General features: G+C 68.7%; 30 protein-coding genes. 16 read left to right on the top strand and 14 right to left on the bottom strand.

The annotated features are described in order from the left end of the window. The first annotated feature begins 28 nt into the window (after window positions 1-28). Window positions 29-1294 carry a DUF445 domain-containing protein gene (locus HTZ82_RS07695; RefSeq protein WP_175408540.1) on the top strand — a complete coding sequence of 422 codons (1266 nt, stop codon included), beginning with the start codon at window positions 29-31 and terminating at the stop codon, window positions 1292-1294. Window positions 1295-1371: 77 nt separating this feature from the next. On the opposite strand, the gene HTZ82_RS32045 is transcribed toward HTZ82_RS07695, so the two are convergent. Next, on the bottom strand, window positions 1372-1674 hold the full coding sequence (locus tag HTZ82_RS32045) for a hypothetical protein (RefSeq protein WP_254711693.1): 303 nt from the start codon (window positions 1672-1674) through the stop codon (window positions 1372-1374). A 114-nt stretch (window positions 1675-1788) separates the two neighbouring features. Here HTZ82_RS32045 and HTZ82_RS07690 point away from each other — a divergent pair, with 114 nt between their 5' ends. Both HTZ82_RS07690 and HTZ82_RS07685 read left to right on the top strand, forming a co-directional pair. Next, entirely contained in the window at window positions 1789-2229 is a 441-nt protein-coding gene (locus HTZ82_RS07690) for a hypothetical protein (protein WP_175408539.1), read from the top strand. Between the two features lie 115 nt (window positions 2230-2344). Continuing rightward, the gene (locus HTZ82_RS07685) at window positions 2345-3094 is read left to right on the top strand and encodes a class I SAM-dependent methyltransferase (RefSeq protein ID WP_175408538.1); all 750 of its coding nucleotides are present in this window, start codon (window positions 2345-2347) and stop codon (window positions 3092-3094) included. 63 nt (window positions 3095-3157) lie between these two features. Here HTZ82_RS07685 and HTZ82_RS07680 read toward each other — a convergent pair whose 3' ends face one another. After that, window positions 3158-4132 carry an aldo/keto reductase gene (locus tag HTZ82_RS07680; protein WP_175408537.1) on the bottom strand — a complete coding sequence of 325 codons (975 nt, stop codon included), beginning with the start codon at window positions 4130-4132 and terminating at the stop codon, window positions 3158-3160. Window positions 4133-4219: 87 nt separating this feature from the next. Between HTZ82_RS07680 and HTZ82_RS07675 the strand changes: the two genes are divergently transcribed. Both HTZ82_RS07675 and HTZ82_RS07670 read left to right on the top strand, forming a co-directional pair. Then, on the top strand, window positions 4220-5113 hold the full coding sequence (locus HTZ82_RS07675) for a TauD/TfdA family dioxygenase (protein ID WP_175408536.1): 894 nt from the start codon (window positions 4220-4222) through the stop codon (window positions 5111-5113). Between the two features lie 134 nt (window positions 5114-5247). Next, complete coding sequence (locus tag HTZ82_RS07670; RefSeq protein WP_217623782.1) at window positions 5248-6417, top strand: aminotransferase class I/II-fold pyridoxal phosphate-dependent enzyme; 1170 nt, start codon at window positions 5248-5250, stop codon at window positions 6415-6417. Window positions 6418-6644: 227 nt separating this feature from the next. On the opposite strand, the gene HTZ82_RS07665 is transcribed toward HTZ82_RS07670, so the two are convergent. From HTZ82_RS07665 to HTZ82_RS07655, 3 genes are all read right to left on the bottom strand, one after another. Further along, entirely contained in the window at window positions 6645-7313 is a 669-nt protein-coding gene (locus HTZ82_RS07665) for a hypothetical protein (RefSeq protein ID WP_175408534.1), read from the bottom strand. 128 nt (window positions 7314-7441) lie between these two features. Next, on the bottom strand, window positions 7442-7870 hold the full coding sequence (locus HTZ82_RS07660) for a hypothetical protein (protein WP_175408533.1): 429 nt from the start codon (window positions 7868-7870) through the stop codon (window positions 7442-7444). A gap of 66 nt (window positions 7871-7936) precedes the next feature. Beyond that, entirely contained in the window at window positions 7937-8101 is a 165-nt protein-coding gene (locus HTZ82_RS07655) for a hypothetical protein (protein ID WP_175408532.1), read from the bottom strand. Window positions 8102-8270: 169 nt separating this feature from the next. Between HTZ82_RS07655 and HTZ82_RS32715 the strand changes: the two genes are divergently transcribed. Next, window positions 8271-8402 carry a hypothetical protein gene (locus HTZ82_RS32715; protein ID WP_302852214.1) on the top strand — a complete coding sequence of 44 codons (132 nt, stop codon included), beginning with the start codon at window positions 8271-8273 and terminating at the stop codon, window positions 8400-8402. Window positions 8403-8715: 313 nt separating this feature from the next. After that, a complete protein-coding gene (locus HTZ82_RS07650; RefSeq protein ID WP_175408531.1) occupies window positions 8716-8988 on the top strand; it encodes a GntR family transcriptional regulator in 273 nt (90 codons plus the stop codon). A gap of 99 nt (window positions 8989-9087) precedes the next feature. Here HTZ82_RS07650 and HTZ82_RS07645 read toward each other — a convergent pair whose 3' ends face one another. Further along, window positions 9088-10353 carry a transcriptional regulator gene (locus tag HTZ82_RS07645; protein ID WP_175408530.1) on the bottom strand — a complete coding sequence of 422 codons (1266 nt, stop codon included), beginning with the start codon at window positions 10351-10353 and terminating at the stop codon, window positions 9088-9090. Between the two features lie 215 nt (window positions 10354-10568). Between HTZ82_RS07645 and HTZ82_RS07640 the strand changes: the two genes are divergently transcribed. The 3 genes from HTZ82_RS07640 to HTZ82_RS07630 all read left to right on the top strand — a co-directional run bounded on the left by HTZ82_RS07640 (window position 10569) and on the right by HTZ82_RS07630 (window position 12526). Beyond that, on the top strand, window positions 10569-11003 hold the full coding sequence (locus tag HTZ82_RS07640; RefSeq protein ID WP_309235357.1) for a hypothetical protein: 435 nt from the start codon (window positions 10569-10571) through the stop codon (window positions 11001-11003). Window positions 11004-11112: 109 nt separating this feature from the next. Next, window positions 11113-11757: a trans-aconitate 2-methyltransferase gene (locus HTZ82_RS07635; RefSeq protein WP_175408529.1), complete on the top strand. Its 645-nt coding sequence runs from the start codon at window positions 11113-11115 to the stop codon at window positions 11755-11757. A gap of 55 nt (window positions 11758-11812) precedes the next feature. Beyond that, the gene (locus HTZ82_RS07630; RefSeq protein WP_175408528.1) at window positions 11813-12526 is read left to right on the top strand and encodes a creatininase family protein; all 714 of its coding nucleotides are present in this window, start codon (window positions 11813-11815) and stop codon (window positions 12524-12526) included. A gap of 159 nt (window positions 12527-12685) precedes the next feature. On the opposite strand, the gene HTZ82_RS07625 is transcribed toward HTZ82_RS07630, so the two are convergent. Continuing rightward, window positions 12686-12934 carry a DUF397 domain-containing protein gene (locus HTZ82_RS07625; RefSeq protein ID WP_175408527.1) on the bottom strand — a complete coding sequence of 83 codons (249 nt, stop codon included), beginning with the start codon at window positions 12932-12934 and terminating at the stop codon, window positions 12686-12688. After that, window positions 12935-13780 carry a helix-turn-helix transcriptional regulator gene (locus HTZ82_RS07620; protein ID WP_175408526.1) on the bottom strand — a complete coding sequence of 282 codons (846 nt, stop codon included), beginning with the start codon at window positions 13778-13780 and terminating at the stop codon, window positions 12935-12937. It abuts the gene before it with no gap. 214 nt (window positions 13781-13994) lie between these two features. Between HTZ82_RS07620 and HTZ82_RS07615 the strand changes: the two genes are divergently transcribed. Continuing rightward, window positions 13995-14633: an ATP-binding protein gene (locus HTZ82_RS07615; RefSeq protein ID WP_175408525.1), complete on the top strand. Its 639-nt coding sequence runs from the start codon at window positions 13995-13997 to the stop codon at window positions 14631-14633. On the opposite strand, the gene HTZ82_RS07610 is transcribed toward HTZ82_RS07615, so the two are convergent. Beyond that, entirely contained in the window at window positions 14609-15364 is a 756-nt protein-coding gene (locus HTZ82_RS07610; protein WP_175408524.1) for an HNH endonuclease, read from the bottom strand. The two genes, HTZ82_RS07615 and HTZ82_RS07610, sit on opposite strands and share 25 nt — an antisense overlap. A gap of 154 nt (window positions 15365-15518) precedes the next feature. Here HTZ82_RS07610 and HTZ82_RS07605 point away from each other — a divergent pair, with 154 nt between their 5' ends. Further along, window positions 15519-16706 (top strand): DNA cytosine methyltransferase, encoded by a 1188-nt coding sequence (locus HTZ82_RS07605; RefSeq protein ID WP_175408523.1) that lies wholly within the window; start codon window positions 15519-15521, stop codon window positions 16704-16706. Here the strand turns inward: HTZ82_RS07605 and HTZ82_RS07600 are convergent, their stop codons facing one another. The 4 genes from HTZ82_RS07600 to HTZ82_RS07585 all read right to left on the bottom strand — a co-directional run bounded on the left by HTZ82_RS07600 (window position 16707) and on the right by HTZ82_RS07585 (window position 20077). After that, window positions 16707-17186: a very short patch repair endonuclease gene (locus tag HTZ82_RS07600; RefSeq protein WP_175408547.1), complete on the bottom strand. Its 480-nt coding sequence runs from the start codon at window positions 17184-17186 to the stop codon at window positions 16707-16709. Next, entirely contained in the window at window positions 17179-17955 is a 777-nt protein-coding gene (locus HTZ82_RS07595) for an NgoMIV family type II restriction endonuclease (RefSeq protein WP_175408522.1), read from the bottom strand. Before HTZ82_RS07595 ends, HTZ82_RS07600 begins: the two co-directional genes overlap by 8 nt. Before the next feature lie 13 nt (window positions 17956-17968). Then, window positions 17969-18952 carry a NaeI family type II restriction endonuclease gene (locus HTZ82_RS07590; RefSeq protein WP_375540790.1) on the bottom strand — a complete coding sequence of 328 codons (984 nt, stop codon included), beginning with the start codon at window positions 18950-18952 and terminating at the stop codon, window positions 17969-17971. Between the two features lie 108 nt (window positions 18953-19060). Next, complete coding sequence (locus HTZ82_RS07585) at window positions 19061-20077, bottom strand: SEC-C domain-containing protein (RefSeq protein WP_175408521.1); 1017 nt, start codon at window positions 20075-20077, stop codon at window positions 19061-19063. Here HTZ82_RS07585 and HTZ82_RS07580 point away from each other — a divergent pair. From HTZ82_RS07580 to HTZ82_RS07570, 3 genes are all read left to right on the top strand, one after another. After that, entirely contained in the window at window positions 20076-20462 is a 387-nt protein-coding gene (locus HTZ82_RS07580; RefSeq protein ID WP_254711692.1) for a DUF6412 domain-containing protein, read from the top strand. The genes HTZ82_RS07585 and HTZ82_RS07580 overlap by 2 nt on opposite strands. Before the next feature lie 66 nt (window positions 20463-20528). Next, entirely contained in the window at window positions 20529-21182 is a 654-nt protein-coding gene (yidC, locus tag HTZ82_RS07575; protein ID WP_175408520.1) for a membrane protein insertase YidC, read from the top strand. Window positions 21183-21283: 101 nt separating this feature from the next. Beyond that, window positions 21284-22141, top strand: coding sequence for a fumarylacetoacetate hydrolase family protein (locus tag HTZ82_RS07570; protein ID WP_175408519.1), 858 nt, complete (start codon window positions 21284-21286; stop codon window positions 22139-22141). A 74-nt stretch (window positions 22142-22215) separates the two neighbouring features. On the opposite strand, the gene HTZ82_RS07565 is transcribed toward HTZ82_RS07570, so the two are convergent. Continuing rightward, on the bottom strand, window positions 22216-23337 hold the full coding sequence (locus HTZ82_RS07565) for a Gfo/Idh/MocA family oxidoreductase (RefSeq protein ID WP_254711691.1): 1122 nt from the start codon (window positions 23335-23337) through the stop codon (window positions 22216-22218). On the opposite strand from HTZ82_RS07565, the gene HTZ82_RS07560 reads away from it, so the two are divergent. Further along, window positions 23336-23740, top strand: a 405-nt coding sequence (locus HTZ82_RS07560; RefSeq protein ID WP_175408518.1) for a MarR family transcriptional regulator, incomplete at its 3' end; no start/stop codon positions are given. The two genes, HTZ82_RS07565 and HTZ82_RS07560, sit on opposite strands and share 2 nt — an antisense overlap.

The raw sequence follows: 23740 nt of genomic DNA, 5'->3' as shown, positions 1-23740 counted from the left end.
CGGACGGCGCAGGGAGAGGGCGGAGAACATGAGCGTCACGTACACGGAGGCGGACGAGGAGAGACGCAGAGGCGTCCGCCGCATGAAGGCGACGGCGACAGCGCTCCTGCTGCTGGTCGCCGTGATCTACACGCTGGCGACGTGGGCGAAGTCCGCGGGCGTGACGGGCTGGCCGGGCTATGTGGCGGCGGCGGCCGAGGCGGGCATGGTGGGCGCGCTGGCGGACTGGTTCGCGGTGACGGCCCTGTTCCGCCGCCCGCTGGGCCTGCCGATCCCGCACACGGCGATCATCCCGACGAAGAAGGACCAGCTCGGCGAAGCCCTGGGCACCTTCGTAGGTGAGAACTTCCTCTCCGGAGAGGTCGTACGGGCCCGCCTGCACGCCCTGAACATCGCGGCGCGCCTCGGCGCCTGGCTGTCGGAGCCGGCCCACGCGGACCGGGTCACGGCGGAGCTCGCCACGGCCCTGCGCGGCGCCCTGACGGTCCTGCGGGACGCGGACGTCCAGGCGGTGGTGGGCGAGGCGATCACGCGGCGGGCGGAGGCGGCGGAGATCGCACCGGGCCTCGGCAAGACCCTGGACCGCATCGTCACGGACGGCGCCCACCACCGGGCGGTGGACCTGGTCTGCGCCCGCGCCCACGACTGGCTGATCGAGCACGGCGACTCGGTCATGGACGCGGTCCAGGGCGGCGCCCCCGGCTGGACGCCACGCTTCGTGGACCGAAGAGTCGGCGAGCGCGTCTACAAGGAGCTCCTCCGCTTCGTCACGGAGATGCGCGACATGCCGGCCCACCCGGCGCGGGGCGCCCTGGACCGCTTCCTGACGGACTTCGCGACGGACCTCCAGGGAGACACGGACACGCGACAGCACGTCGAACGCCTGAAGTCGGACCTCCTGGCCCGCCCGGAGGTCCAGGACATCATCGCGTCGGCGTGGGCGTCGGTGCGGTCGATGATCATGTCGGCGGCGGAGGACGAACGGAGCGAACTGCGCCTGAGGGCGCGGGCGTCCCTCCTGAGCCTGGGCGCCCGCCTGACAACGGACAAGCAGCTCCAGCGCAAAATGGAGGGCTGGCTGGAAGAGGCGGCGGCATACGTGGTGACGACCTACCGCAAAGAGCTGACGTCCCTGATCACGGAAACCGTGGCGAGCTGGGACGCGGATCAGACCTCGCGCAAGATCGAGGCCCACATCGGCCGGGACCTCCAGTTCATCCGCATCAACGGCACGGTGGTGGGCGCGCTGGCGGGCCTGGTGATCTACACCGTCTCCCACTCCCTGGGCGGATGACCGGCCCCTGCCGACCGGCCACCCGCCCAGTTACTACGGGGAGGTGCCGTTACATACGTACGCACTCGAGCCCGTGTTCAACCCTCCCGCCGCGTAACGACCCAAGAAGCAACGGCCATCCCGCCTGCCACGGAGAAAACAGCAGGCCAGGCCCCCACCTTCTTCGCCAATGGATGAGCCCCGGCGAACGCGCCGAGGTAGGCGGCGCTCAACCCGGCGGCAGCGCCCGGCCCACTCCGCCGCTGCCACTCGCGAGCGGCGACACCCCCGGCGGCGGCGAGCACCACCCCGCCCAAGGGCCGCTTCTTGGTCCACCGGGCCACCCCGTACCCGCCGAGCAGCCCACCGGCCGCCACAGCCGCCACCGCGACATCACGCATCAAAGATCCCTTCCGCCGTTTCATTCATCCCCCGTTTCACACGCAACGCTCCCGAGGCTAACGCGCACCCCAACCCGCCGTGTCCGCACCACATCAGAGGGCAGTGAACCCCTCATGATCACACTCACACCCCACGACGGCTTCGCCACCGACCCACTGGTCGTCGCCCAGGACGGACTGGCCACGGTCCACCAGCTCCTGGACATCGGCTGCGCCTCGTCGGTCGTGGCGACCCGCTGCGGCCCGTCCGGCCCGTGGCAACGCGTACTCCCGCGCGTAATCCTGCTCCGCCCCGACGCCCCCACGCACCACCAACGCCTCCGCGCGGCCCTCCTCTACGCCGGCCCCGACGCCCTCCTCACGGGCGCGGCCGCGTTAACCCTGTACGACCGGCGGGAGACCCTGCCACCGAAGGTGGACGTCCTGGTCCCGGGCCGGGTCCACCCGCGCAGCCACGCGTACGTCCGCGTCCACCGCACCCACCGCCCGACCCCCCGAATCCCGGTCCGGGGCCTGCCCTGCGTACCCCTGGAACGGGCCCTGGAGGACGCCTGAGCGCCAGGCGCGCGCCGGGGCCGGTCGCCGTCCTGCTTGTGGCGGCGCTCGCGGTAGTCGGTCTTGGCCAGGACGCGCCCTGTTCCGGGGTGGCGGCCTGCGGAACAGTCAGGGCATGACGTACGACATCCCCGCCCACGAACGGGCTCGGGCCTTCGACCGGGCCGCGGGCGCGTACGCCGCGCACCGGCCGCGGTACCCGGCGGCCGTCTTCGAGACCGTGGAGGAGTTCAGCGGGCAGCGGCTCGCCGGGGCCCGGGTGGCCGATGTGGGCACCGGGACCGGCATCGCCGCCCGGGCCCTGCACGAGCGCGGGGCACGGGTGGTGGGCGTGGAGCCGGGCGCCGGGATGGCGGCGCAGTTCCGGCGCGAGCTGCCGGGGGTCCCGCTGGTGCGCGGGGACGGCAACCGGCTGCCGCTGGCCGACGGGTCACTCGACCTCGTCTCGTACGCCCAGTCCTGGCACTGGACCGACCCCGCACGCGCCGTCCCGTCCGCCCTGCGGGCCCTGCGCCCCGGGGGCGCGCTCGCGTTGTGGTGGAACGACCCTGACCCGTCCGTGCCATGGGTGGCGGAGCAGGGCGCCAGGATCGAGGAGCGGCTGGGGCCCGGCTGCTACATCTCCAACCTGGAGACACCGCCCGGGCTTCGCTGGAGAACCCGCACGCTTCGCTGGTCGCGCCGGGTCTCCGTCGACTTCCACCTCGCGAAGCTGGCCACCCATTCGGCCTTCATCGTGCTGGGCGAGCCGAGGACCTCGGCCTTCCTCGCGGAGGAGCGGAAGCACCTCACCCGGCACTTTCCCAGCGGCGAGCTGGACGAGCCGTACGTGACGTCCGTGGCGGTAGCCGTCCGCCCCGAGTAGGGAACCCCCCGGCCGGTGGCTGAGGTTGAGGTGTGTCCGGTGCGCGCCGCCCGCTGCCCCGGTCTACTTCTCCAGCCGGGACAGGTCCGGTGCGCGAGCGCCGGCGGCTTCCGGTATCGCGTCGGTGATCGACCGCAACTGCTCGGCCGACAGCGTGATCGCAAGCGCCGACGCGTTCTCGTCGAGGTGCGTGCGGCGTCGCATGCCCGGCAGGGGGATCACCGCGTCCGGTTGTGCCAGAAGCCAGGCCAGTGCCAGTTGCGCGGGAGTGCAGCCGAGATCCGTGGCCAGTGTCCGTACGCGTTGGACCAGGCGCAGGTTGGCCGCCAGGTTCCGGGCGCGGAAGCGGGGTTGGTCGCGGCGGATGTCGTCGGCGGCCAGGGTGTCCACGCCGGTCAGGGCTCCCGTGAGGAGGCCGCGGCCGAGCGGCGAGTACGCCACCAGAGCGACGCCGAGTTCGCGCGCCGTGGGGAGGATCTGCCGCTCCAGGCCGCGTGTCCACAATGAATACTCACTCTGCAGCGCGGCGACCGGGGCTGTCGCGCACGCCCGGCGCAGTGTGTCGGCGCTGACCTCCGACAGGCCGATGTGGCGCACCTTGCCCTCGGCGGTCAGCTCGCTCATGGCTCCGACGGTGTCTTCGACGGGGACGGCCGGGTCGCGGCGGTGCAGGTAGTACAGGTCGAGATGGTCCACTCCGAGCCGGCGCAGCGACGCGGTGCAGGCCCTCTTGGCGTAGGCGGGCGTCGAGTCGACCCGTCGTGCCCGGCGGTCGCCGGACCGTACGACGCCGAACTTGGACGCCAGGAACACCTCGTCGCGACGTCGTGCGATGGCTCGCCCCACCAACTCCTCGTTGGTGTAAGGGCCGTACATGTCGGCCGTGTCGAGAAAGGTAAGGCCCAGGTCCAGTGCCCGGTGGATCGTCGCGATCGACTCGGTCTCGTCGGCGGGACCGTAGAAGTCGGACATGCCCATGCAGCCCAGGCCCATCGCCGACACCATGGGGCCGCCGCGCCCCAGCCGCTTGCGCAGCATCCGACCCTCCTCGTCGTGGTCTTCTCCGCGGTCACCCCGCCTCCTACCCTGAGGGGAGCTTCGGTGTGCATCCGAAGGAAGACGCCGGTGACTTGGGGTGCCATGAACGGCTGGACGCGGCAGACCTTCTCCTCTCCCGCCGCCTTCCGTCTCCCCTACAGCCCCGACCACGCCCTCCTCGCCCGGCGATTACGTGCCGAGGTGCTCGACGGCCACGGTTTCGCCGTGGTGACGGGCACACCCGCCGGCGCCATGAGCACCCAGGCGGCCCAGCACTTCGCCGTGTCCATGCTCCGCCACCTCGGCGAACCGCTTCCGCAGGGCCGGGGCCCGGAGGACATCACCCTGGGATGGCTGGTGCGGGACGAGGGCGTCTCGGCGTACACCGACGACCGCCGCTTCCGAGAGAACTCCTACACCTCCAAGTCACGCGGCTACCTACACCTGCACAACGACCGGGCCGTGCGGCCCTTCGGCCAGGAACCCGACTGCATCGCCCTCCTCACGCACCGCAAAGCGCTGCGGGGCGGCGCCTCCGTCCTCGTGGACGGCTGGACGGTGCACCGCATCCTTCGCGAGTCGTCTCCGCACGCACTGGACCTGCTCACCACCCCGTATCCCGTGGACCGCCGCCACGTCACGCCCCGGGGCGAGAGCCCCGTGGTCCGAGCGCCGGTGTTCGCGCACACCGACGGCCGCGTCGAACTCCGATGCAACCTCAAACGCATCGATACCGCCGCCGAACTGACCGGCGAGCCCCTACCGGCCGATCGGTGCGCGGCCCTCGAAACCCTGCGCCAGGTGCTGGACCGCCCGGAGCTGAAGGTGACGATCCCGCTGGAGGAGGGCGACTGCCTCGTCATCGACGACCGCCGCGTCCTCCACGGCCGCAGGTCCTATCAGGACCACTCCGACACCGCCCGCCGACGCTGCCTCGTACGGGTCATGCTGCGGTGCCCGCCAGCACGCGACACCTCCTGAGGAGTCGGCGACCGCCATGCTCGGCAGGTCCCCACACCGGGCCTGACGCACTGCGGCGCGTGCGGGGCGCCGAGAGTTCTCACCGGTACGGGCGGCTGCCCGCCGCTCATCGACGATCACCGGAGGCGCTGACCGTGCAGCCACGCCGTTCCGCTCGCCTGCTGGGTGCCGAGGACTACCTGTTCTCGTTCGTCGACCGGGCCAGAGCCCTCGCCGAGGCGGCCGGCGCCGACGTGATCCCCCTCGGCGTCGGCGACTGCGACCTGCCGACACCCCCGCACATCGTGGCGGCGCTCCGGCGCGCCGCCATCGATCCGGCCCAGCACCGCTATCCCCCCTACGAGGGAACCAGCGAGCTGCGGCACGCAGCCGCCCGCTACTTGCGGCGCCGCTTCGACGTGGGCGCCGACCCGGACACCGAGGTGACGGTCACTCTCGGCAGCAAGGAGGCCATGGCGCACCTCTCGCTCGCGTACCTGGAGCCCGGTGACGTGGCACTGGTCCCCGACCCCGCGTACCCGGTGTACGCGACGTGGGCGCGCTTCTGCGGGGCCGAGGTCGTCCGTATGCCGCTGCGCGAGGACAACGGCTTCCTCCCCGACCTCTCCGCCATCCCGGCCCACGTCGCCCGCCGCGCCAAGCTGCTGTGGGTCTCCTACCCCAACAACCCCACGACCGCTCTCGCCACCCGCGCCTTCTATGACGAACTGGCCTCCTTCTGCACCGGATACGGGATCGTGGCGGCGTCCGACGCCGCGTACAGCGAGATCTACTTCGACACCGAACCCCCGCCGTCCCTCCTGGAGGCGCCCGGGGCGATGGAGTGCGGCATCGAGTTCCACTCCCTGTCCAAGGCGTACAACATGGCCGGCTGGCGCGTCGGCTTCGCCGCCGGCACCCCTTCCATCGTGGAGGCGCTGCGCACGGTCAAGACGCACACCGACTCCGGTACGTTCGGAGCCGTCCAGCACGCCGCGGCCACCGCGCTCGACGACACGACCAGCGGCTACACGGACCGCCTCCGCGCCACGTACCGCAACCGCACCCGCCTCCTCTGCGACGGCCTCGAAGCGGCAGGCCTCCAGGTGCTGCGCCCCCGGGCCACCTTCTACTGCCTGGTTCGCACGCCCGAGGGCATGGACGCCGAGGGCCTGGCCAAACGGCTCCTGGAGGAGGCCCGCGTGCTGTCCATCCCCGGCACCGGCTTCGGCCCCGGAGGCGAGGGCTTCGTACGGCTCACCGTGTGCGCCGACACGCCAGTGCTCGCTGAGGCGGTCCGCGGCGTCGGCGCCCTTCGCTGGTGAGCGCATAACCCTATGCGACCAACTGATCGCACTGAGCTCCTTCATCGCTCACCCAAGCTGTCCTCACCCTGGAGAGGCAACGCTGAAAACGCTCAGTGAAGGAACGGACGTGATCGGCGAGGGTGTCGAGTGCGGGGCAGTGGACCAGGGCGGCCTTGAGTCGGCTTCTTGGGTGGCGGACTCTGCCAGATCACGGTACGGAACCGGGGACGCTCCGCGTCGCCCCGTCAGCAGCTCTGGAAGAAGAACTCGGCGTTCTCGCCATCCGGCGAGAGGAACAGATAACCGACGCCACTGTCACCGAAGTTGACATCGAAGGGCAGTCGGCAGGAGTCGAGCTGGGCGACCAGCCGCCAGCCCTCGCCCGGCAGGTAGTCGCCCTGCAACCACACCGGCACCACATCGGGGCCGCCGAGCTGGTCCATCCGGATACTGCCTTCGGCGTCCTGCTGGCGCCTATCGAGCAGCTCCTCCAGCCGCTCCTCCCGGTCGTCCTCGTCCTCGCCCTCGACCGGCTCCAGTTCCCGCTCGACGCGGGAGAAGTCGACCTCCTCCTCCACCCGGAGCACGTGGACCCGGTCCAGGTCCGTCGGACCGGTGGCCGCCGCCCGCGTCTCGAAGGACTCGGTGACCTGCCCGCCCGGCTGGACGACGGTGGCGTGCTCACCCGAGAAGCCGATGGCGAACAGGTACACCATCCGATCCCCGTTCCAGCCGCCGTCCGCCGCCGGCACGCGGAACTGCCCCATGAACGGGGCCAGTTCGTTCTCGTACGGGTCGACCGGCCACTGCGGCTCCTCCAGCCAGTGCGGCTGACCGCCCAGCCGGGTGCCGCCCGTGACGGCTGCTGCCTCGGCGTCACTCGCCGGGTGGTAGGACGTGAAGCGGTACCGCATATGGATCCCCCGTTGTCGACCGACCTGCTGCGCTGCCGCACAAGCTACCGCCCGTCACCGACAGCCGGGGCCTGGCCCCCACAGCCGGGACCTGCGCTGTCCCCTGGAGCAGGCCCTGGAGGACGCCGCTACAGCCGCGTCAGGCCGCTGACCACCCGCCCGTCCACACCCACGGCTTCGAGCCGCGCGACGAGCGCGGCCTCCTGCTCGGCGGTCAGCGAAACGCACAGTGCTGTCCCGGTGTCGCCGGCACTGAAGACGCACCGGCCCCGGCTCCACGCCTCCGCATGGATGGTGTACGGGGCCAGGCCGGCCAACACTTCGAAGTCCGCATCGTCCCGCACGTCAAGGTCGATCCCCATCCCCGGATCGTCCTTGCCCCGGCGCCGCCCATCAGCCACCTGCCGCTCCGCCATCCGCAGCGCCCGCTCCTGGAGATGCCGGACACCCTCCGGCCACGGCTCGTCGCTGTGGGCGTCGATGTGTGCGGCGTCGATGTAGTCCCGGAGGACCAGGAGCACCTGGCGGTGAAGTTCTTCGAAGGCTCGCTTGCTCATGGCACCGATTCTTTCGGTCCCCCTTTGGTCTCAGGACGGACGGGGGCAGCAGGGCATTGCCGGCGGCTAGTCGCGGTCGGGCAGGGACACGCCCTCGTGGCAGGTGCACGTGCATGTGATCGAGAAGACCGGCTGCTCGCCGGGGTGCGGATGGTCGGAGGCGTACACGGCCATGGGGTGGCAGAAGGAGTGCTCGCCTGTCTCGCACTCTTGCGTCCGGCCCGACTTCATCGCATACCTCCTAGGAGGTTGAACACGTCGGGGACCGGCGGGTACAGCGGCGCGCACTCGGAGCATGCGTAGACAGTGAACCCAGGCCCGCTCGCGGAGTGGACCTCCGAAACGACCACGGGCTCGTCCGTGATCCGGCTGCAGCGCACGCACATACGGACCGGCCGCCGTGCCGGCTCGCTCACTGCACCGCCCCCGCGCCGTGCAGGACTCGGTCGTCCAAGTTGGTCCTGAAGACCTGCTGTCGCTCATGATCGACCAGATACGGGCGGACGAGGGCCGAGTCACGCCCGTCGAGTAGCACGTCCTGTCCATACGGGGAACGGTGGACGGGCAAGCGCAGCCTTGGACGTGGCACGGCGGGGACGGGGGTGACCGGTCGGGAACCGGCCCGCCGCCTGCCGGAACCGGGCGCGAACACGCCCAGCAGCAGGCGTACGAGCGCATGGATAATGCTCACTGTCGTCAGCTCCTCTGAAGCTGGTGGCCACGCCCCGGGGCCCTGCCAGGCCGCCGGGGTCTCTGCTTGCCTGAAGGTTAGAGCAACTTGTTAGGTGCTGTCAGGTGACGTCAGGTGATGTCATCCATCGTCGTACGTCAAATACGGTCGATATATGACTGTCGACCTTGAGGGACCCGAACCGCTATACGAGCAGATCGCGGCCATACTGACCGCGCGGATCGCGGACGGTACCTATGCGCCTCGCCGTCGGGTCCCCTCGGAGGCGGCCATCTGCGAGGAATTCAATGTGTCGCGTCCGACCGCGCGAGCGGCCATCCAACTCATGAGTAAGCGTGGCCTGATCATCACGGTGCGCGGGAAGGGGTCCTTTGTCGCTGAGCAGGCGCCCGCATCATCGCCCGAGGTCGACGAGCCCGCTGACTGACGTACGGCCCCGATCTGAAGGCCGGCCGTCGAAGGGCTGCCCGCTAACGCGCCGCAGTCACCTGCGCTCTGCGTCCTACAGAAGGCCTGGAGCCATGGTTCACGAGGGGCTCACACGGCAGTTCAGTACATCGCCCAGCAGTGCGCCCGGCCGACCAGTCAGGCTGCGCTGCAACCCCATCGCCCGAGACCGGACCAGGCCCTGCCGGTAGCTCACTGGTAGACGCTCGAACACGCCGACGGCCATCTCCGCCGCGGCAGTCGGGTCGCCGTCAGCGCGCAGGCAGGCCGCCGTATCCATGGCGATCAGTGCCCGCGTCATGACCGACGGCGAGTCGGTCAATCCCAGAGCGTCGTTCTGAGCCTGGTAGGCCGCCTTGGTGTCCCTCAGCAGCGTGTAGGCCTGGGATAGGTGGACGTGGTGCTTCTGGAGGGGATAGCCGAACCAGGTGTCGGCGGCCTCTTGCCCGTCAAGCCGTTCCGCCAGGTTCCGCGTCTCCCGGAGGGCCCGCACCGCTCCGTCGCGGTCTCCGGAGGCTGCCAGGGAACGTGCTGTGATTGCTGTCGCCAGGGCCGCCGCCGCACTAGGTGTCTTGCCCGCCTCCGTGCAGGCTTTCGCCGCGATCGTCGCCGCTGTAGATGGAGCTCCGTAGTTGAGCGGGACCATGGCGTGTCGGGCCAGGACCCACGCTGTCATCCTGGGATCGGCGGACTCGCGGGCCGCGCGCTCGGCGGTAGCGAACCAGCGATACGCCTCACGCTGATCTCCACGGTCGTGCTGCACGATGGCGACGAGGCCGGCGATCCCTGCAGCCGTGCGGGCCAAGTCGGCGCGTGCCTTCGCCGGATGCGGACGGTTCAGCACCTCCCGCAGGAGTACGAGATCCCCGTACATCTCCTGCAGCACAGCATTCGGTGACCGGCCGTGGTAGCCGCCGCGATGCCGCTCGAACGCGCCCTCCAGGTAGGCGAGGTCGCCCACGCCGGACGCACTCAGCGCACCGTCGATTCCCTCGCGGGCCTGAGCTATTCCGGGCATCACGGCCACGCTGGCCGCTGCCGCTGCCGTTCCAATGAATTGCCGCCGGTTCACGTCTGGGTTCTCCCTGCCCTGCTCACGCCGGTATTTCCGCGAAGCAGTGACAGCCCGCCGCACCTCATCGACCGTCAGCCCGTAGGCATCTGCGATCGTCTTGTGCCATGCGCGAACTGGTAACCGCTTCTCCGTCTCCCACCGCTTCAAGTTTTCCGGATCGAACCACCGTCCGTTCTGAGCGGCCTGGACGACAAGGGCCTGCTCCTCCCGAGTTCGCTCCGCTTCCTCGCGGATACTTCGCAGCAGCGTGCCGATCCCGTCCGGCCTCATCACATGCTCCCCCGGGTGTGGAGTTGTGTGGGTCCCATCCTGGCCCCCAAGTTGGCCCCCCGGCCCAGAAACGCACCCCTTGGCGGCCCCTCCGTCTCCCATGCCCGCGGCGTTGAATGGTCGAACGTCGCCCGGGGGCTACCTGGGGAACAACAGAAGACCCCGGGCGCCGGATCGGCACCACCACGTCATCCGTACGAGCATCGGAGGGCACAGTGGCAACACCGACCATCACGCGCGACCCTCGCACCTACGTGTCGCCGGAGATCTGGGACCGGGAGATCGCACTCCTGGTACGTGACCACCACACCTGGGACACCGTCATGGCCGAACGCGTCCTCGGACAGGCCATCGCCTATCTGATCACCGCCATGCAGTCCGGCACGCCGGGGCTCGGCTGCGGCGAGCTGGTCGACGAGGGGGTGCACCAGCTCATCCTCGACACCAAGATCTATCGAGAGTTCTGCCAGCAGCACTACGGGCAGTTCCTCGACCACATTCCGTTCATCGAGCGCAAGGCCGACGGCAGCGTCATGCGCACTGCCAAGGCCGTGGAAGCGTTCGGGTTCGCGGTCGACTGGCCGCTGTGGGAAAGGGACGCGGCGAGCTGCACGCCATGCTCCTCGAAGACCCAGAGCGGTTGCCACTGACGAGTCCCCAAGGAGGCCGCTGCCCTACGGGGCGGCGGCTTTCGCCATGTGGAGTGACACTCCTGCGAAGAGCGGTGATCAAGCGTGTGCGTGAGTAGCGTGACGAGGCATGAGCCTTGAGACCTACTGGAACCGCTACGCCGAGAATCCGGTCTCCGTGGAGGAGTCGTTGGAGAACGGCTTCGGGTGGACGCAGTACCCCGGCCACGGGCCCAGCGAGGAGCTGCTGGGGCAACCCGACTCGGTGCTTGAACTTGGCTGCGGAACCGGCGACGCCCTCGCCTACCTGACACGCAAGGGAATCCGTGGCGTTGGCGTCGACATGTCACCACGCCAGATCGAGTACGCGCAGAGGCGCTGGGGCCAACAGCCGGATACCCGCTTCGTGTGCGGGGATGCGATCAACTTCCTCGCCAGCACTCCGGAGAAGTTCGGCGCTATCTACTCCAACTGGGGCGCTCTCTGGTTCACCGACCCTCGCGAGTGGGCACCCGCGGTGCGGTCACGCCTCACGGACAGGGGTGTCCTCGTCTTCTCCTGTGCCCCGCCCGTGGACGGCTGCTACGGCGCACAAGGCCTGTACGGAGGAGGGTTCCGTGGAGAGGTGACTCACGTCCAGCGATGGGCCTACACCCCTGAGATGTGGGAGGGCATCCTGCGCAACGCGGGCTTCCTGGAGGTCTACGCGAAGGTGTTCGAGGCCCCTGACCCAAGGAACCTCGGCACACTCATCGTCCAGGCTCACGTCGTCTAACCTGCCACACCAGTCCGACGAGACAGGCCCCCCGCCAATCAACCAAGGGAGCGCTGTGAACCTGCTGCCAACCGCCACGAGTACAGACGTCCAAGAGCGGCAGCCTCGCATCGCCGTGCTCCCAGTCGGCTCCTTCGAGCAGCACGGCAAATTCCTTCCGCTGATAACCGACACGGCGATCGCCTGCATCATCGCCCAGGAGATCGCGGCCGCCTACCCCGTGCACCTCCTCCCGCCGCTCACCATCTCGTGCAGCCACGAGCATGCGGCTTTCCCTGGCACCGTGAGCATCAGCGCTAGGACCCTCTACGCCGTGATCGACGACATCCGCGCTTCCCTCGCCCGCTCCGGCATACACAAGCTTGTGATCATCAACGGTCACGGCGGGAACTATGTGCTGTCGAATCTTGTTCAAGAGGCCAATGTCGACGGACCGACGGTGTCCCTGTTCCCTCTTGGCCCCGACTGGGATCGTGCGCGTGATTACGGTGGCCTGGTCTCCGACCGGCACATGGACATGCACGCTGGAGAGATCGAGACATCGATCCTGCTACATGCAGCCCCCGAGCTGGTTCGCGAGGGGTACGCCGGCTCTGACCACGATGGCGGCACCAGGCCCTTCCTTCTCGTCCAGGGCATGGGGGCGTACACGGAGACGGGAGTGATCGGCTTCCCGTCTCACGCTACGGCGGGCAAGGGGAAAGCCGTCCTGGAGAGCCTTCAGCAGACCTTTGCCCAGCACCTACGGGCACTAGGCGAGGAGGTGTGAAGACCCATGGGAACCGATGGCTCGGCGGTTCCCCGTGTTTATCTCCTTCGCATGCTTCCGCGCTGCGACTCTCCTGACGCTGCTCGGCACTACCGGCCCAGGACTCCTCGCGATCAGCTATCGCACCACGGCGTAGCCACCCCAACGCAGACAACCGCGTCATGACGGCTGCCGAGGCGGCGGATCGATCAAGGGCAAGCGTTCGAAGCGCTTCGCCGACACGGCTGCGACGAAGGAGCTCCAGGCGCCTGCTGTGAAGCTCAGCCGCGGACCGGCAGTGCACTTGCTATCACGTACGGCGGTGTACGCCGGCAGCCAGGCAACCTCCACGCATTCGGTTGTGTTGCCCCCGCTGTAGGACGACTTGAACCATCTGGTTGCCTCGGCGGACGGGTGAGGAGAGGGCACTTAGAGCTCCTTGCAGATGCGGTGAATCAGAGACGTTGAGGCTTCCATGTCCAACGCTTGTGCGCGTAGGTACTCGAACGCAAGTCTGTATCGGGTAAGTTCTTCCTCGGTCTCCATGAAGACTGAACCTGTGTGCAAATCGACGTAGACGACATCCAGGCTCGGCTCCGCGCCACCCAGGATGACGAAGCTGCCCAGGGCTGCGGCGTGCGCGCCCATGGAGAAGGGCAGCACCTGCAGGGTCACATTGGAGGACTCGTTGGCGGTGATGAGCCGCTGCAGTTGGGCTCTCATGATCTCGGGTGAGCCAACAACGCGACGGAGCACCGACTCGTCGAGGATCGCCCACAGGTGGGGAGGCACGGGGCGGGTGAGGATCTGCTGTCTCCTCATGCGGATGTCGACCAGCCGCTCGATCTCCTCGTGTCCCAGGCGCAGTTCGTTGGCCTGCTGGAGTGCGGTGCTGTAGTCGCGGGTCTGGAGGAGACCCGGGACGTAGACACAGCAGAAGTGGTCCTCTCGGACCGCTTCGTCTTCCAGCGTGAGGAGCAGGTTCATGCTCTCTGGGATGCTGTCGGCCAAAGGGCTCCACCATCCCTGCTGCCTGGCGTTCTTGGCGATGTTGACGATGGCTTCCCGTTCGGCGTCGCTCGCGCCGTACTCCCGGCACAGGGCATCCACGATGGGCCACTTCACGGGGCCCGCCTGCGTTTCGTAGCGGCTCACTGTCGCCTTGGACACCCCGACTCGGCGGCCGGCCTCTTCCAGGGTCATCCCAGACCGGGCTCGAAGCTTGCGCATGGTTGCCCCGAGCTGGCGGCGGCGGGTGGTTGTCCTTGATTGCAAGACGCAGTCCTTCGAATCGCTGCTTCGCCCACCTCTCGGGCGCAACTCAGGCTATGCAAAGGGGAGGTGAGGTTCCGGAGATTCACTCGATCGAGAAGGATGAGAAGTTACATGAAGAGACTTCTCACTGCCATACTCGCCTCACTGGGATTACGGGACGTGGCCGCGTGAATGCAGCGGGTGCAGCCCGCGCTGGTCGAGAGGGAGTCTTGTCATGACCTTCAGTGAGGAAAGCGGGTCCGGGCTTCGCTGTGTGCTGCCTTTCGAGGCGGTGCCGGGTGAACTGACGCTGCTGCGCAGGGCTGTTCGCTCAACGCTGGTTCAGTGGGGCGCACGGCAGGCGGTGGACCAGGCGGAGCTTGTGGTGACCGAGCTGGCGACGAACGTCATCAAGCACGTGGGGGAGGGTGCCCCGGCAACGCTCGTGCTGGAGGCGTTCGGTGGTCGGCTGCACGTGGAGTTGCACGACAAGAGCCCAGTGATGCCGGTGCCGGGGGCTGGGCAGCTGGGGTCATGCGACGCGGAGTGCGGCCGAGGGCTGCACTTGTTGGCCGCGATGTCGGCCGACTGGGGCACGCTCGTCAGCGGACCCGGGAAAGCCGTGTGGTGTGAGTTGTCCCTGGTGGCCGACGCCGTGTTGGCCCGTGCTGGCCGCGCATCTCTTGTTCTGCAGGGCTATCGGGAACTGGTAGGCATCCGCAGTGCTGTCTGGCCTGTGCGGTCCAAGGTCAACCAGGAGGCCGCTACCGCGCTGATCGCGGATCTGCTGGTGTGGCTGGCGCTGCAGGGTGACGATCCGGACGATGTTCTGGCCCGCGCTCAGCACCTTTATGAGGCGGGAGAGGCCGCGTGAGAGGTTGCGGAGCGCTCCGCGCGCAAAGCATCGGGGGTGCGCCAGGACTCTCCTGCGTAGCTCCTGTGGCACATGCGATGGCAGTTCGCACAGAGGAAGGCGAGGTCTTCGAGTCTTGTCTCACGAGGGCCGGAGACGTGGAGGGGCAGCCGGTGGTGGACCTCGACGTACCCCGATCCCAGTGGGCCGTACGCCTTGCCGAAGTCGAAGGCGCAGACCTCGCAGCGCAGGGGCTGGTTGAGCTTCCGTGCCTGCCGGATCTTGCGATCCCGCAGGCCGCGGTCGCGCTCGCGGTGGAGCGCCCAGCGGGTCAGCAGTCGGCCTTCACGTGCGCTGGCCTCCCCGTCCTCGTCGACTTCGTCTGGCTGGGCGGGAACACGATGCAGTTCGCCGCTCGCGATGCCGACGCGGAGCGCCTCGGCGGCTGCGCGCATCTCAGCCTCATGCTTGAGGAAGTCGGCCACGATCTCTCGGGTTGGCCGCCCGCCCTTGGTCGCTTCGCCGGTGTAGTCGGGATGCGCAGTGGCGATGTCTGTGGTCTTGCGGCTGACGCTGTTCGGGGACCGGAAGCGCGGGTCGACGGCCGCATCCCCGTGGAGGGGAAGGGCGCGGAGCAGTTCGGACAGCTCGTGCACGCGCGGGTCGGTTTGGCGCAGCTCGCGCCATCCGTTCTCGACTACGAGCGCACAGGCGAGCAGCAGTTCGTCCCTGACCCACGAGATTTGCGGCATGCCATGCATCGTACAAGTGTGCGCATGGCGTGTGGAGTGTCAGGGGTGACTCGGCGATGCCGCACACTAGTGGGGCGTTGTCAGTGGGGTCTGTCACTCTCTGTGATGACTGGTGGGCAAGGCGCCAGCGAGGTACGTGGTCGAAGGAGGGTGCATGACCAGCACTGAGGCGGAGTTCACTTCAATCGAGATCTGTGCTGGAGCCGGCGGGCAGGCAATTGGGCTGCATGCGGCCGGCTTCAAGCACCTTGCGCTCGTCGAGATCGACAAGCATGCGGCAGCAACGCTGCGGCAGAACATCGACGCGCATGAAGACTGGAGCTGGGAGAAGGAGAATTGCCTTCTCCTTGACGGGGATGTCAAGGGCTTTCGCCCGTTGAAGGCTGTGCAGAAGGACGGGAGGCCGCTGGAGACTCGTGAGCTCGACCTGCTTGCCGGCGGTGTACCTTGTCCTCCCTTCTCGCACGCGGGAAAGCAACTCGGCAAGGACGACGAGCGTGATCTATTCCCCGAGATGATCCGACTCGTTGAGGAACTGCGGCCCCGAGCCGTCATGATTGAGAACGTCCGGGGGATCATGGACCCGAAGTTCTCAAATTACCGGGACCAGATCGCAGCAGCGTTTCAGGGCGGTACGTACTACGCGGAGGATGGCAGGCTCGTTGAGACGCGCGGGCTCGGGTACACCGTATGCAAGTGGGGTCTCCTGGAAGCGAGCGACTTCGGCGTTCCGCAGCTTCGGCCGCGGGCGATCCTCGTTGCCATCCGCAATGACGTCCTCAAGGACGTGAAGTATGAGTGGCCGACGCCGACGCACGAGGAGCCGGTGAGTGTGGCTGAGGCTCTTGCGGACACAATGCGCGCTCGCTATGAGGCCTTTTACGACGGCCCCAGGGGTGACGCAGCACGCGCTGCCTACGATCGCTGGCTTAGGAAGGCGACCGAGCGCGATCAGGAACTGAAGGGCAAGGGAGGTGGCATTGCCCCCACGCTCGTGGGGGGCTCAAAGAAGCACGGTGGAGCTGATCTTGGGCCGAGCAGGGCTAAGGCTGCCTGGAAGCAGTTGGGGGTCTCCGGCCTCGGCGTGGCCAATGACATCGAGACATGCAAGGAGAAGGGGTCGGAGGATCGCGACCTCTTCGGCCCTGACGGGCCGATGCTCACGGTTGAGCAGGCCGCGATCATCCAGGGCTTTCCCCAGAAATGGATCTTTGATGGCGGTAAGACTGCGCAGTACCGGCAGGTCGGTAACGCCTTTCCGCCGCCTGTGGCTGAGGCCGTCGGCCGGTCGATCGCGGACGTGCTGAGGGCTGCGCGGGAGCGGGACGCGCAGCAGTCCTGATCACGCCGTGCCCGTGCCTCCGGTACGGGCACGGCGCTTCTTTACCTCAGCTGCGATGTGGGCAGCGCACGCCGCCGATGATTCGTGCTCCCAGAACCGGAGTACTGTCCAGCCGGCTTCCCTCAGCCGCTGGTCTGTATCCCTGTCGCGTGCCATATTCCTGGCGACCTTGTCCGACCAGTAGCCGGGGTTTGTTCTCGGTGGTACGTAGTGTTCAGGGCATCCGTGCCAGTAACAGCCGTCAATGAATACGGCGAGCTTCACGGGGCGGAAGACGATATCCGCCGTTCTCCGAAGATCCGGGAGCGGCCTCGCCGCCACCCGGTATCGCAAGCCCTGAGCATGCAGCAGCCGCCGGACTACTTGCTCGGGTTTGGTGTCACGGCTGCGGATGGCCTGCATGTTCCGGCGCCGCGCTGCTGAAGACGCCCACGATCCTTCCGGCGGCGACCATGCGGGGGCCTCGTATTCCTCAGACATCATGGCACGGTCCTCCAGTTACCGAGCCTGCCAGTGTGGGGGCTAGCTTTTCATACGGCAGAACCCGACCTTGTTCGATGCACTCCTTCCAGTCGTCCTTCTGCTGCCTGCTGCCAATCTCCTCGACGGCGGCGGCGAGTGAGTCATAGGCGATGTGGTACACAGCATCAACCTCACCGGTACCGCGTGCGATTGCAGCGATACGGCTGGGCATGGGCTCAGCGGTTACGGCCACGAGATGAGGAAGGCGGCCGCGGCGATGCTTGATCATCTGCAGGAACTCGTGGCGAATGTTCTGGACCCTGTCGGATCTGATGGTCCACTTGCAGGACACGGCGGCATGAAGAAAGGGGTGCCCGCCGGCGAGCGGGGATTCTTGCACGGCAACTGTCACGTCCGGCTTGATGAGATAGTCCCGGCCGAGCTCAGCCCGGAGCTCCGGATATATTGCTAGAAGAGCCGACAGTTTGGCGAGGTGGATATACTGGCCGAAAGCCGTGATCAGCTTTCTGTGGTCAACATCCCACTCTTGTTTGCCGTTCAGCTCGCCGAGGGTGCTATTCAGGTCGTCCCTTACTGCGACTTCGAGGGCTGGTCCGGGATCTCTGGGAGTTTCCGGGCTGACTTCGCGGTGCACTCCAAGGTGCTCCAGTATTGCTGCCGCCAGCATCTTGGACGGCGTGCTGTTGGTGTCTGCGCTGTTGGGGACGAGCTGCCCGGACTCCAGTCTCTTCCAGCCCAGCAGCTGGCCTGTAAACGGTGCTCCCATTGGATGGTGCTGCCTATGCCGTGTGAGAGGGGAGGGAAGGGGCGGGGACCAGTGGATCGTCTGGTGATGCACATGCCCATGAGGCGCCGTCCAGGACGACTGTCCTACGGGTTGTTTCGTGCGGCGGCACCTGTGCTACCCGCGTACTGACAAACTCTCCTTCCCTGGGGGAGGGGAGGCCAAGGCCTGTGGCGATGCGCCGGTGGCTCTCGTAGTCGCCCATGATGAGGATGCCTTCGTTCCTGAGCGCTGACCGGGAGCCGCCGTTTCCGCGGACGCGCTTCATGTAGTCCTTCTGCTGGGCCACCGTGCGCACCACGTTCCGCCCGATGCGACGGTTCTGCACGCGACGGAAGAGTTCATTGAGCCGGGCCTGCCCTGACTTATGGGAGAAAATGGCCGCGCGGTCGTGGGCGGGCATGTGTAGGAGAACGTTCTCAGGGAGCTCCGCATCATGCCAGAGCCAGGCGATCCTACTGCGGTGTTCGGCCTTTATGGTCGTCTTGAGGTCACGGTTGTTTCCGCCGTTGAGGTATTCCCCGGAAACGCGGAAAAGGCCAGCCCGCCACAGTGTCTTCTCGTCGCTCGCCCAGACCAGCAGACACAGGTGCCCCCGGGCCTCCGGGGGGATCATCCAGCTTCCGAACTGCTGCGAGTACTTACAGTCAACATCGATCCCGGAAATCTGGTAATCCATGTCGATTCCGTCTGCGAATTTGAACTCGCGCTGCAGGTTGATTTCGACGAGAGTTCCTGCATGAGTCCTTTCGGTCTTGAAGAGCGTGTTCCAGTCGAACCTGCCCGTCACTTCGCCGTTGAGTAGCTGGTCAATGGTGTCCCGCAGTACGCTGGCGAACCGCTCTCCGGTGGGGTCAAGCTGCCGGATGTGCGCATAGACCACAGCCATTTCGGGGTCTTCTTGTAGCAGCCTTTCGGTCTGCTGGAGCAGCGCTTGAGCCTGGATGTTCTCCGCAGCGGTGACGTCGAAAGGGAGCAACAGGTGATCCTCTCCATCGGATGGCTCGCATGGCAGGCTGCCAGGCGCGCTGACGTAAACGATCACAGCATCCAAGTTGTTCCGAGGGAGCCCGCCGCAGTGCCTGGGCTACGGCTGCTGCTTGCCGTGGCACTCCCCGTACGTCGTCCCCGAGCCGCACCAGCACGGGGACGTGCGGGAGGGGGGCCACGGGGTGGCTCGGCCTCGGGCGGCCAGGGTGGTGGCGTACTGGGGGAGGAGGGCCGGGTTGGCGGGGGGTGTGGCTTCCGAGGCGGCGAAGGCCTCGTAGGACGGGACCGTGCCCTGGACGATGCCCAGGTTCGGGGTGCCCGCGGCCGCCAGTTCGCGGAGGGAGGCCTCCAGGTCGGTGAGGTGGGCCTCGTACGTGGGGTACTCCGATTCCAGTTCCGGGTACGAGGACACCAGTTCCCGCAGCTCCTTCGCCGGCCAGTGCAGGACCGCCACCGGGAACGGGCGGGACAGGGCCGTGCGGTACGTGCCGAGTTCGCTGCGGAGGCGGGTGATCTCCGCCTGGAGCTCCGCCGGGTCCGAGGAGCCCAGGGCCCAGGTGCGCTTCGGGTCGTGCAGGTCGTCCAGCGGGACCGTGCCCGTGTGCAGGCGGTCCGCCTGGACGTCCCAGTCGTCGTGCGGCAGCGCCAGCATCCGGCGGACCCTGTGGCGGGACGTCAGCAGGGACTGGGTGGGGTGGGAGAGTTCCTCGTCCAGGGGGTGCGGGGCCAGGGCTCGGGCTGCTGTGGTGAAGGTGTCCTCCGACGCCTCCAGTTCGTCGTGGGACTCCAGCGTCTCCGCGATGATCTCCCACGCCGCCGCGTCCGTCGGCGGCAGCGCCCGCAGGCCCTCGATGATCGCCCGCGCCTCCGCCTCGTGGCCGTACTCCCAGAGGTTCGCCGCCTTCAGCGCCCTGATCAGGGCCGGGTTCTCCGGCGTGTGGGGTGCGGAGAGGAGGGTGTCGTAGAGCGTCGTCGCCCTCTCGCGGTCGCCCGCCAGCTCCAGGTGCGCGGCGGCCCTGAGGAGCAGCGGTTCACGGTCCCCGGGGTACTGCGACGCGGTGCGCAGCAGGCGCTCGGCTTCGTTCGTGTGGTCAGCAGGCGTGTCGAGGCGCATGGGGACCACCGTACTGCCGTGCGGGACCGCTCAGGAGGTCTCGGGTACGGTGGAGGCGTCGTTCACGGAGGGGGGTTCTGTGCGGTACGTGCTCACGCGGCTGCTGCCGCTGCTTCTCGCCGCCCTGCTCCTCCTCGACGGTACGTCGCTGTCCGCCGTCGCCGCCGTCGGCGCCGCGGCCGCCGCGCTCGTCGCCTGCGCCGTCGCCACCGCCCGTACCGTGCCCGCCGTGCCGTACACGCGGGTGCGCACCGCCCTGCGCGACCGCGCGCGACGTACCGCCTTCCTGCCCCAACGCGACCCCGACGCCTCCGGGCGCCGTCGGCCCCGGGCACCCGGTCGTCCCCTTATGGCGGCCGTGCAGCTCCCGGTACCTACCGACTAGCCGGGGGCTCGCCGCCGTCGTCCTGCTGTTGATCTTTCCGGCACTGGACCTCGGGGGTCTTTTCTCATGGGCTTTTTCGTTTCGTTCTTTTCTTGGTGTGTGCAGTTTCTGCCTGCCGGCGGTGTGGTGGTTCTGCTGACTCTTCTTGTGCGGCTCGCTCTTCTGCCGCTCTCCCTCGCCGCCGCGCGCGGGCAGCGGGCCCGCGCCCGGCTCGCCCCGCAGATCGCCGGCCTGCGGAAGAAGTACGCCGCTGATCCCGCGCGGCTCCAGAAGGCCGTGCTCGAACTGCACGCGCGCGAGAAGGTCTCGCCGCTCGCCGGGTGCCTGCCCGGGCTGCTCCAGATGCCCGTCTTCTTCCTGCTGTACCAGGTGTTCTCCGGGGGCGGGCTCGGTGAGTACGTCCTCTTCGGTGCTCCCCTTGGCGGGCGCTTCGGGGATGTGCTCGACGGGGGCGCGGGGGTTGGTCTCTACCTTGTGCTGTTCGCTGTCGTGGCCTGCGTCGCCACTTATACGTATCGGAGCACCAAGGCCCAGATGGGCTCCGCCGCGGTGGGTGGTGACGTTCCCGGCATGGGCGCGATGGTGAAGGTGATGCCGCTGCTGTCCTTCGGGACCCTGGTGACCGTCGCCGTCGTGCCGCTCGCCGTCGCGCTCTATGTGGTGACCAGTACGACTTGGTCGGCCGCCGAGCGGGCCGTCCTGTATCGGTCCAGTACGTGAACAGGGTCTTGCGGGGTGATCGGATGTCTTGGAGGATCAGCCAATCCTCCGATGGCCGCACTCCATCGGCCGGGGCTCACCTCGACCACAAGGAGAAGACCATGAAGCTGCTGCGCGTCGGTCCCGCGGGCGCCGAGCGTCCCGCCCTGCTCGACCGGGACGGGACCCTGCGTGACCTGTCCGCCCTCGTCGACGACGTGGACGGGGAGCTCATCGCCGACGCGGCCGCGCTGGAGCGGGTACGGGCCGCCGCCGACGCCGGAGTGCTGCCCGCGCTCGACCCTGCCGGGCTGCGGATCGGGGCGCCGCTCGCCCGCGTCGGCAAGGTCGTGTGCATCGGGCTGAACTACCACGACCACGCCCGCGAGATCGGCGCGCAGCCGCCCGCCGAGCCGGTCGTCTTCCTCAAAGCGGCCGACACGGTCGTCGGGCCGCACGACACCGTGCTCGTGCCGCGCGGCAGCAGCAAGACCGACTGGGAGGTCGAGCTCGCCGTAGTCATCGGACGTACGGCCCGCTATCTGGACTCGGCCGAAGAGGCGTTGGCGTGTGTCGCCGGGTACGCCGTCGCCCACGACGTCTCCGAGCGCGAGTTCCAGATCGAGCGCGGCGGCACCTGGGACAAGGGCAAGAACTGCGAGACCTTCAACCCGCTCGGGCCCTGGCTCGTCACCGCAGACGAGGTGCCCGACCCGCAGGACCTGCGGCTGCGGCTCTGGGTCAACGGGGAGGTGAAGCAGGACGGCACGACCGCCGACCAGATCTTCCCGGTGGGCGAAGTCGTGCGGTACCTCAGCCAGTTCATGACGCTCCACCCGGGCGACGTCATCAACACCGGCACGCCCGCCGGCGTCGCCATGGGGCAGCCGGAGCCCAAGCCGTACCTCCGCGCCGGGGACGTCGTGGAGCTGGAGATCGAGGGGCTCGGGCGGCAGCGGCAGGAGCTCAAGGACGCGTGACCGTTCACGCGTGACCGTTCACGCGTGACCGTTCACGCCTGACCACTCAGTGCGGGCGTCTCGGTGCGGGCGTCTCACGGCAGCTCCACCGCCACGCCCTCCCTCGCCGAGCGGCGCGCGGCCTCCAGGACGTCGAGGGCCGCCGCCGCCTCCTCCGCCGTGACCGGCGGGGGCGTGCCGTCGCGCAGGGCCGAGGCAACCGCCGCGTAGTACGCCGGGTAGTCGCCCGGCAGGGTCGGTACCGGGCGGCCGCCGCCCGTGACCGGCGACTCGCCCTCGCCGACGCGGCCCCACAGCGCCTCCGGCTCCACGCCCCAGGCCCCGGCCCCGCGGCCCGGGCGGGCGCCCGTGCGCAGGTCCGCCTCCTGCGGGTCCAGGCCGTACTTCACGTAGCCGGCCCGGGAGCCCAGCACCCGGAACCTCGGGCCGAGCTGGGCGGCCGTCGCGCTCACGTACAGGTGCGAGCGCACCCCGTTCGCGTGCGTCAGCGCGAGGAACGTGTCGTCGTCCGCCGCCGCGCCCGCCCGCCGTACGTCCACCTCCGCGTACACCCGCACCGCCGGGCCGAACAGGACCAGCGCCTGGTCCACGACGTGGCTCCCCAGGTCGTACAGCAGCCCGCCGATCTCCTCCGGCGCGCCCGACTCCCGCCAGCCGCCCTTCAGCCGCGGCCGCCACCGCTCGAAGCGGGACTCGAAGCGCTGTACGTCGCCGAGCTCGCCGCGCTCAAGGAGCGCGCGCAGCGTCAGGAAGTCGTTGTCCCAGCGGCGGTTCTGGAAGACGGACAGGAGCAGGCCGCGCTCCTCGGCCAGCGCGGCGAGCGCCCGGGCCTCCGCCGCTGTGCCGGCCACCGGCTTGTCCACGACGACCGGCAGGCCGGCGTCGAGCGCGGCGGTCGCCAGCGGGACGTGCGTCTTGTTGGGCGACGCGATGACCACCAGGTCCAGTTCGGCGGCCATCGGCCACAGGTCGTCGGCGGACGCGGCCACGCGGACCTGCGGGAACTCCGTACGGGCCTGGGCGGCGCGCTCCTCGTTCGACGTGACGACCGTGTCCAGGACCATGCCCTCGGTCGCGGCGATCAGCGGGGCGTGGAAGACGGAGCCCGCCAGGCCGTAGCCGACCAGGGCCACGCGGAGGGGGGAGGGCGCGGCGGAGGACATGGGGGAGGACGCGGGGGAGGTGGGTGCGCTCATGGGCGCTACTAAAGCAACGCTGTTGCGTTACGCGCAAGCGTACGGACAGAATGCCGATGTGAACCTCTCCGGGCTGCGCAGCCACAACACCGCCCTCGTCCTGGACCTGCTGCGCACGGCCGGTGAGGGCGGCATCAGCCGGCTGGAGCTCGCCGAGCGCACCGGGCTCACCCCGCAGGCCATCAGCAAGATCACCGCCCGGCTGCGCGCCGAGGGCCTCGTCGACGACGCCGGGCGCCGCGCGTCCACGGGCGGCAAGCCGCGCACCGTGCTGCGGCTGGTGCCCGGGGCCGCGCATGCCGTGGGGCTGCATCTGGACCGGGACGAGCTGACCGCGGTCCTCGTCGACCTCGCGGGCGTCACCGTCGCGGCGCGCACCCGGCCGCTGGACCTGGGCGCCGGG

It is taken from the genome of Streptomyces sp. TRM64462 (assembly GCF_013362995.1).
In the GTDB taxonomy this organism is placed as follows: domain Bacteria; phylum Actinomycetota; class Actinomycetes; order Streptomycetales; family Streptomycetaceae; genus Streptomyces.
Note: the sequence above shows the minus strand (reverse complement) of the source record. Positions and strands in the feature narration are given on the sequence as shown.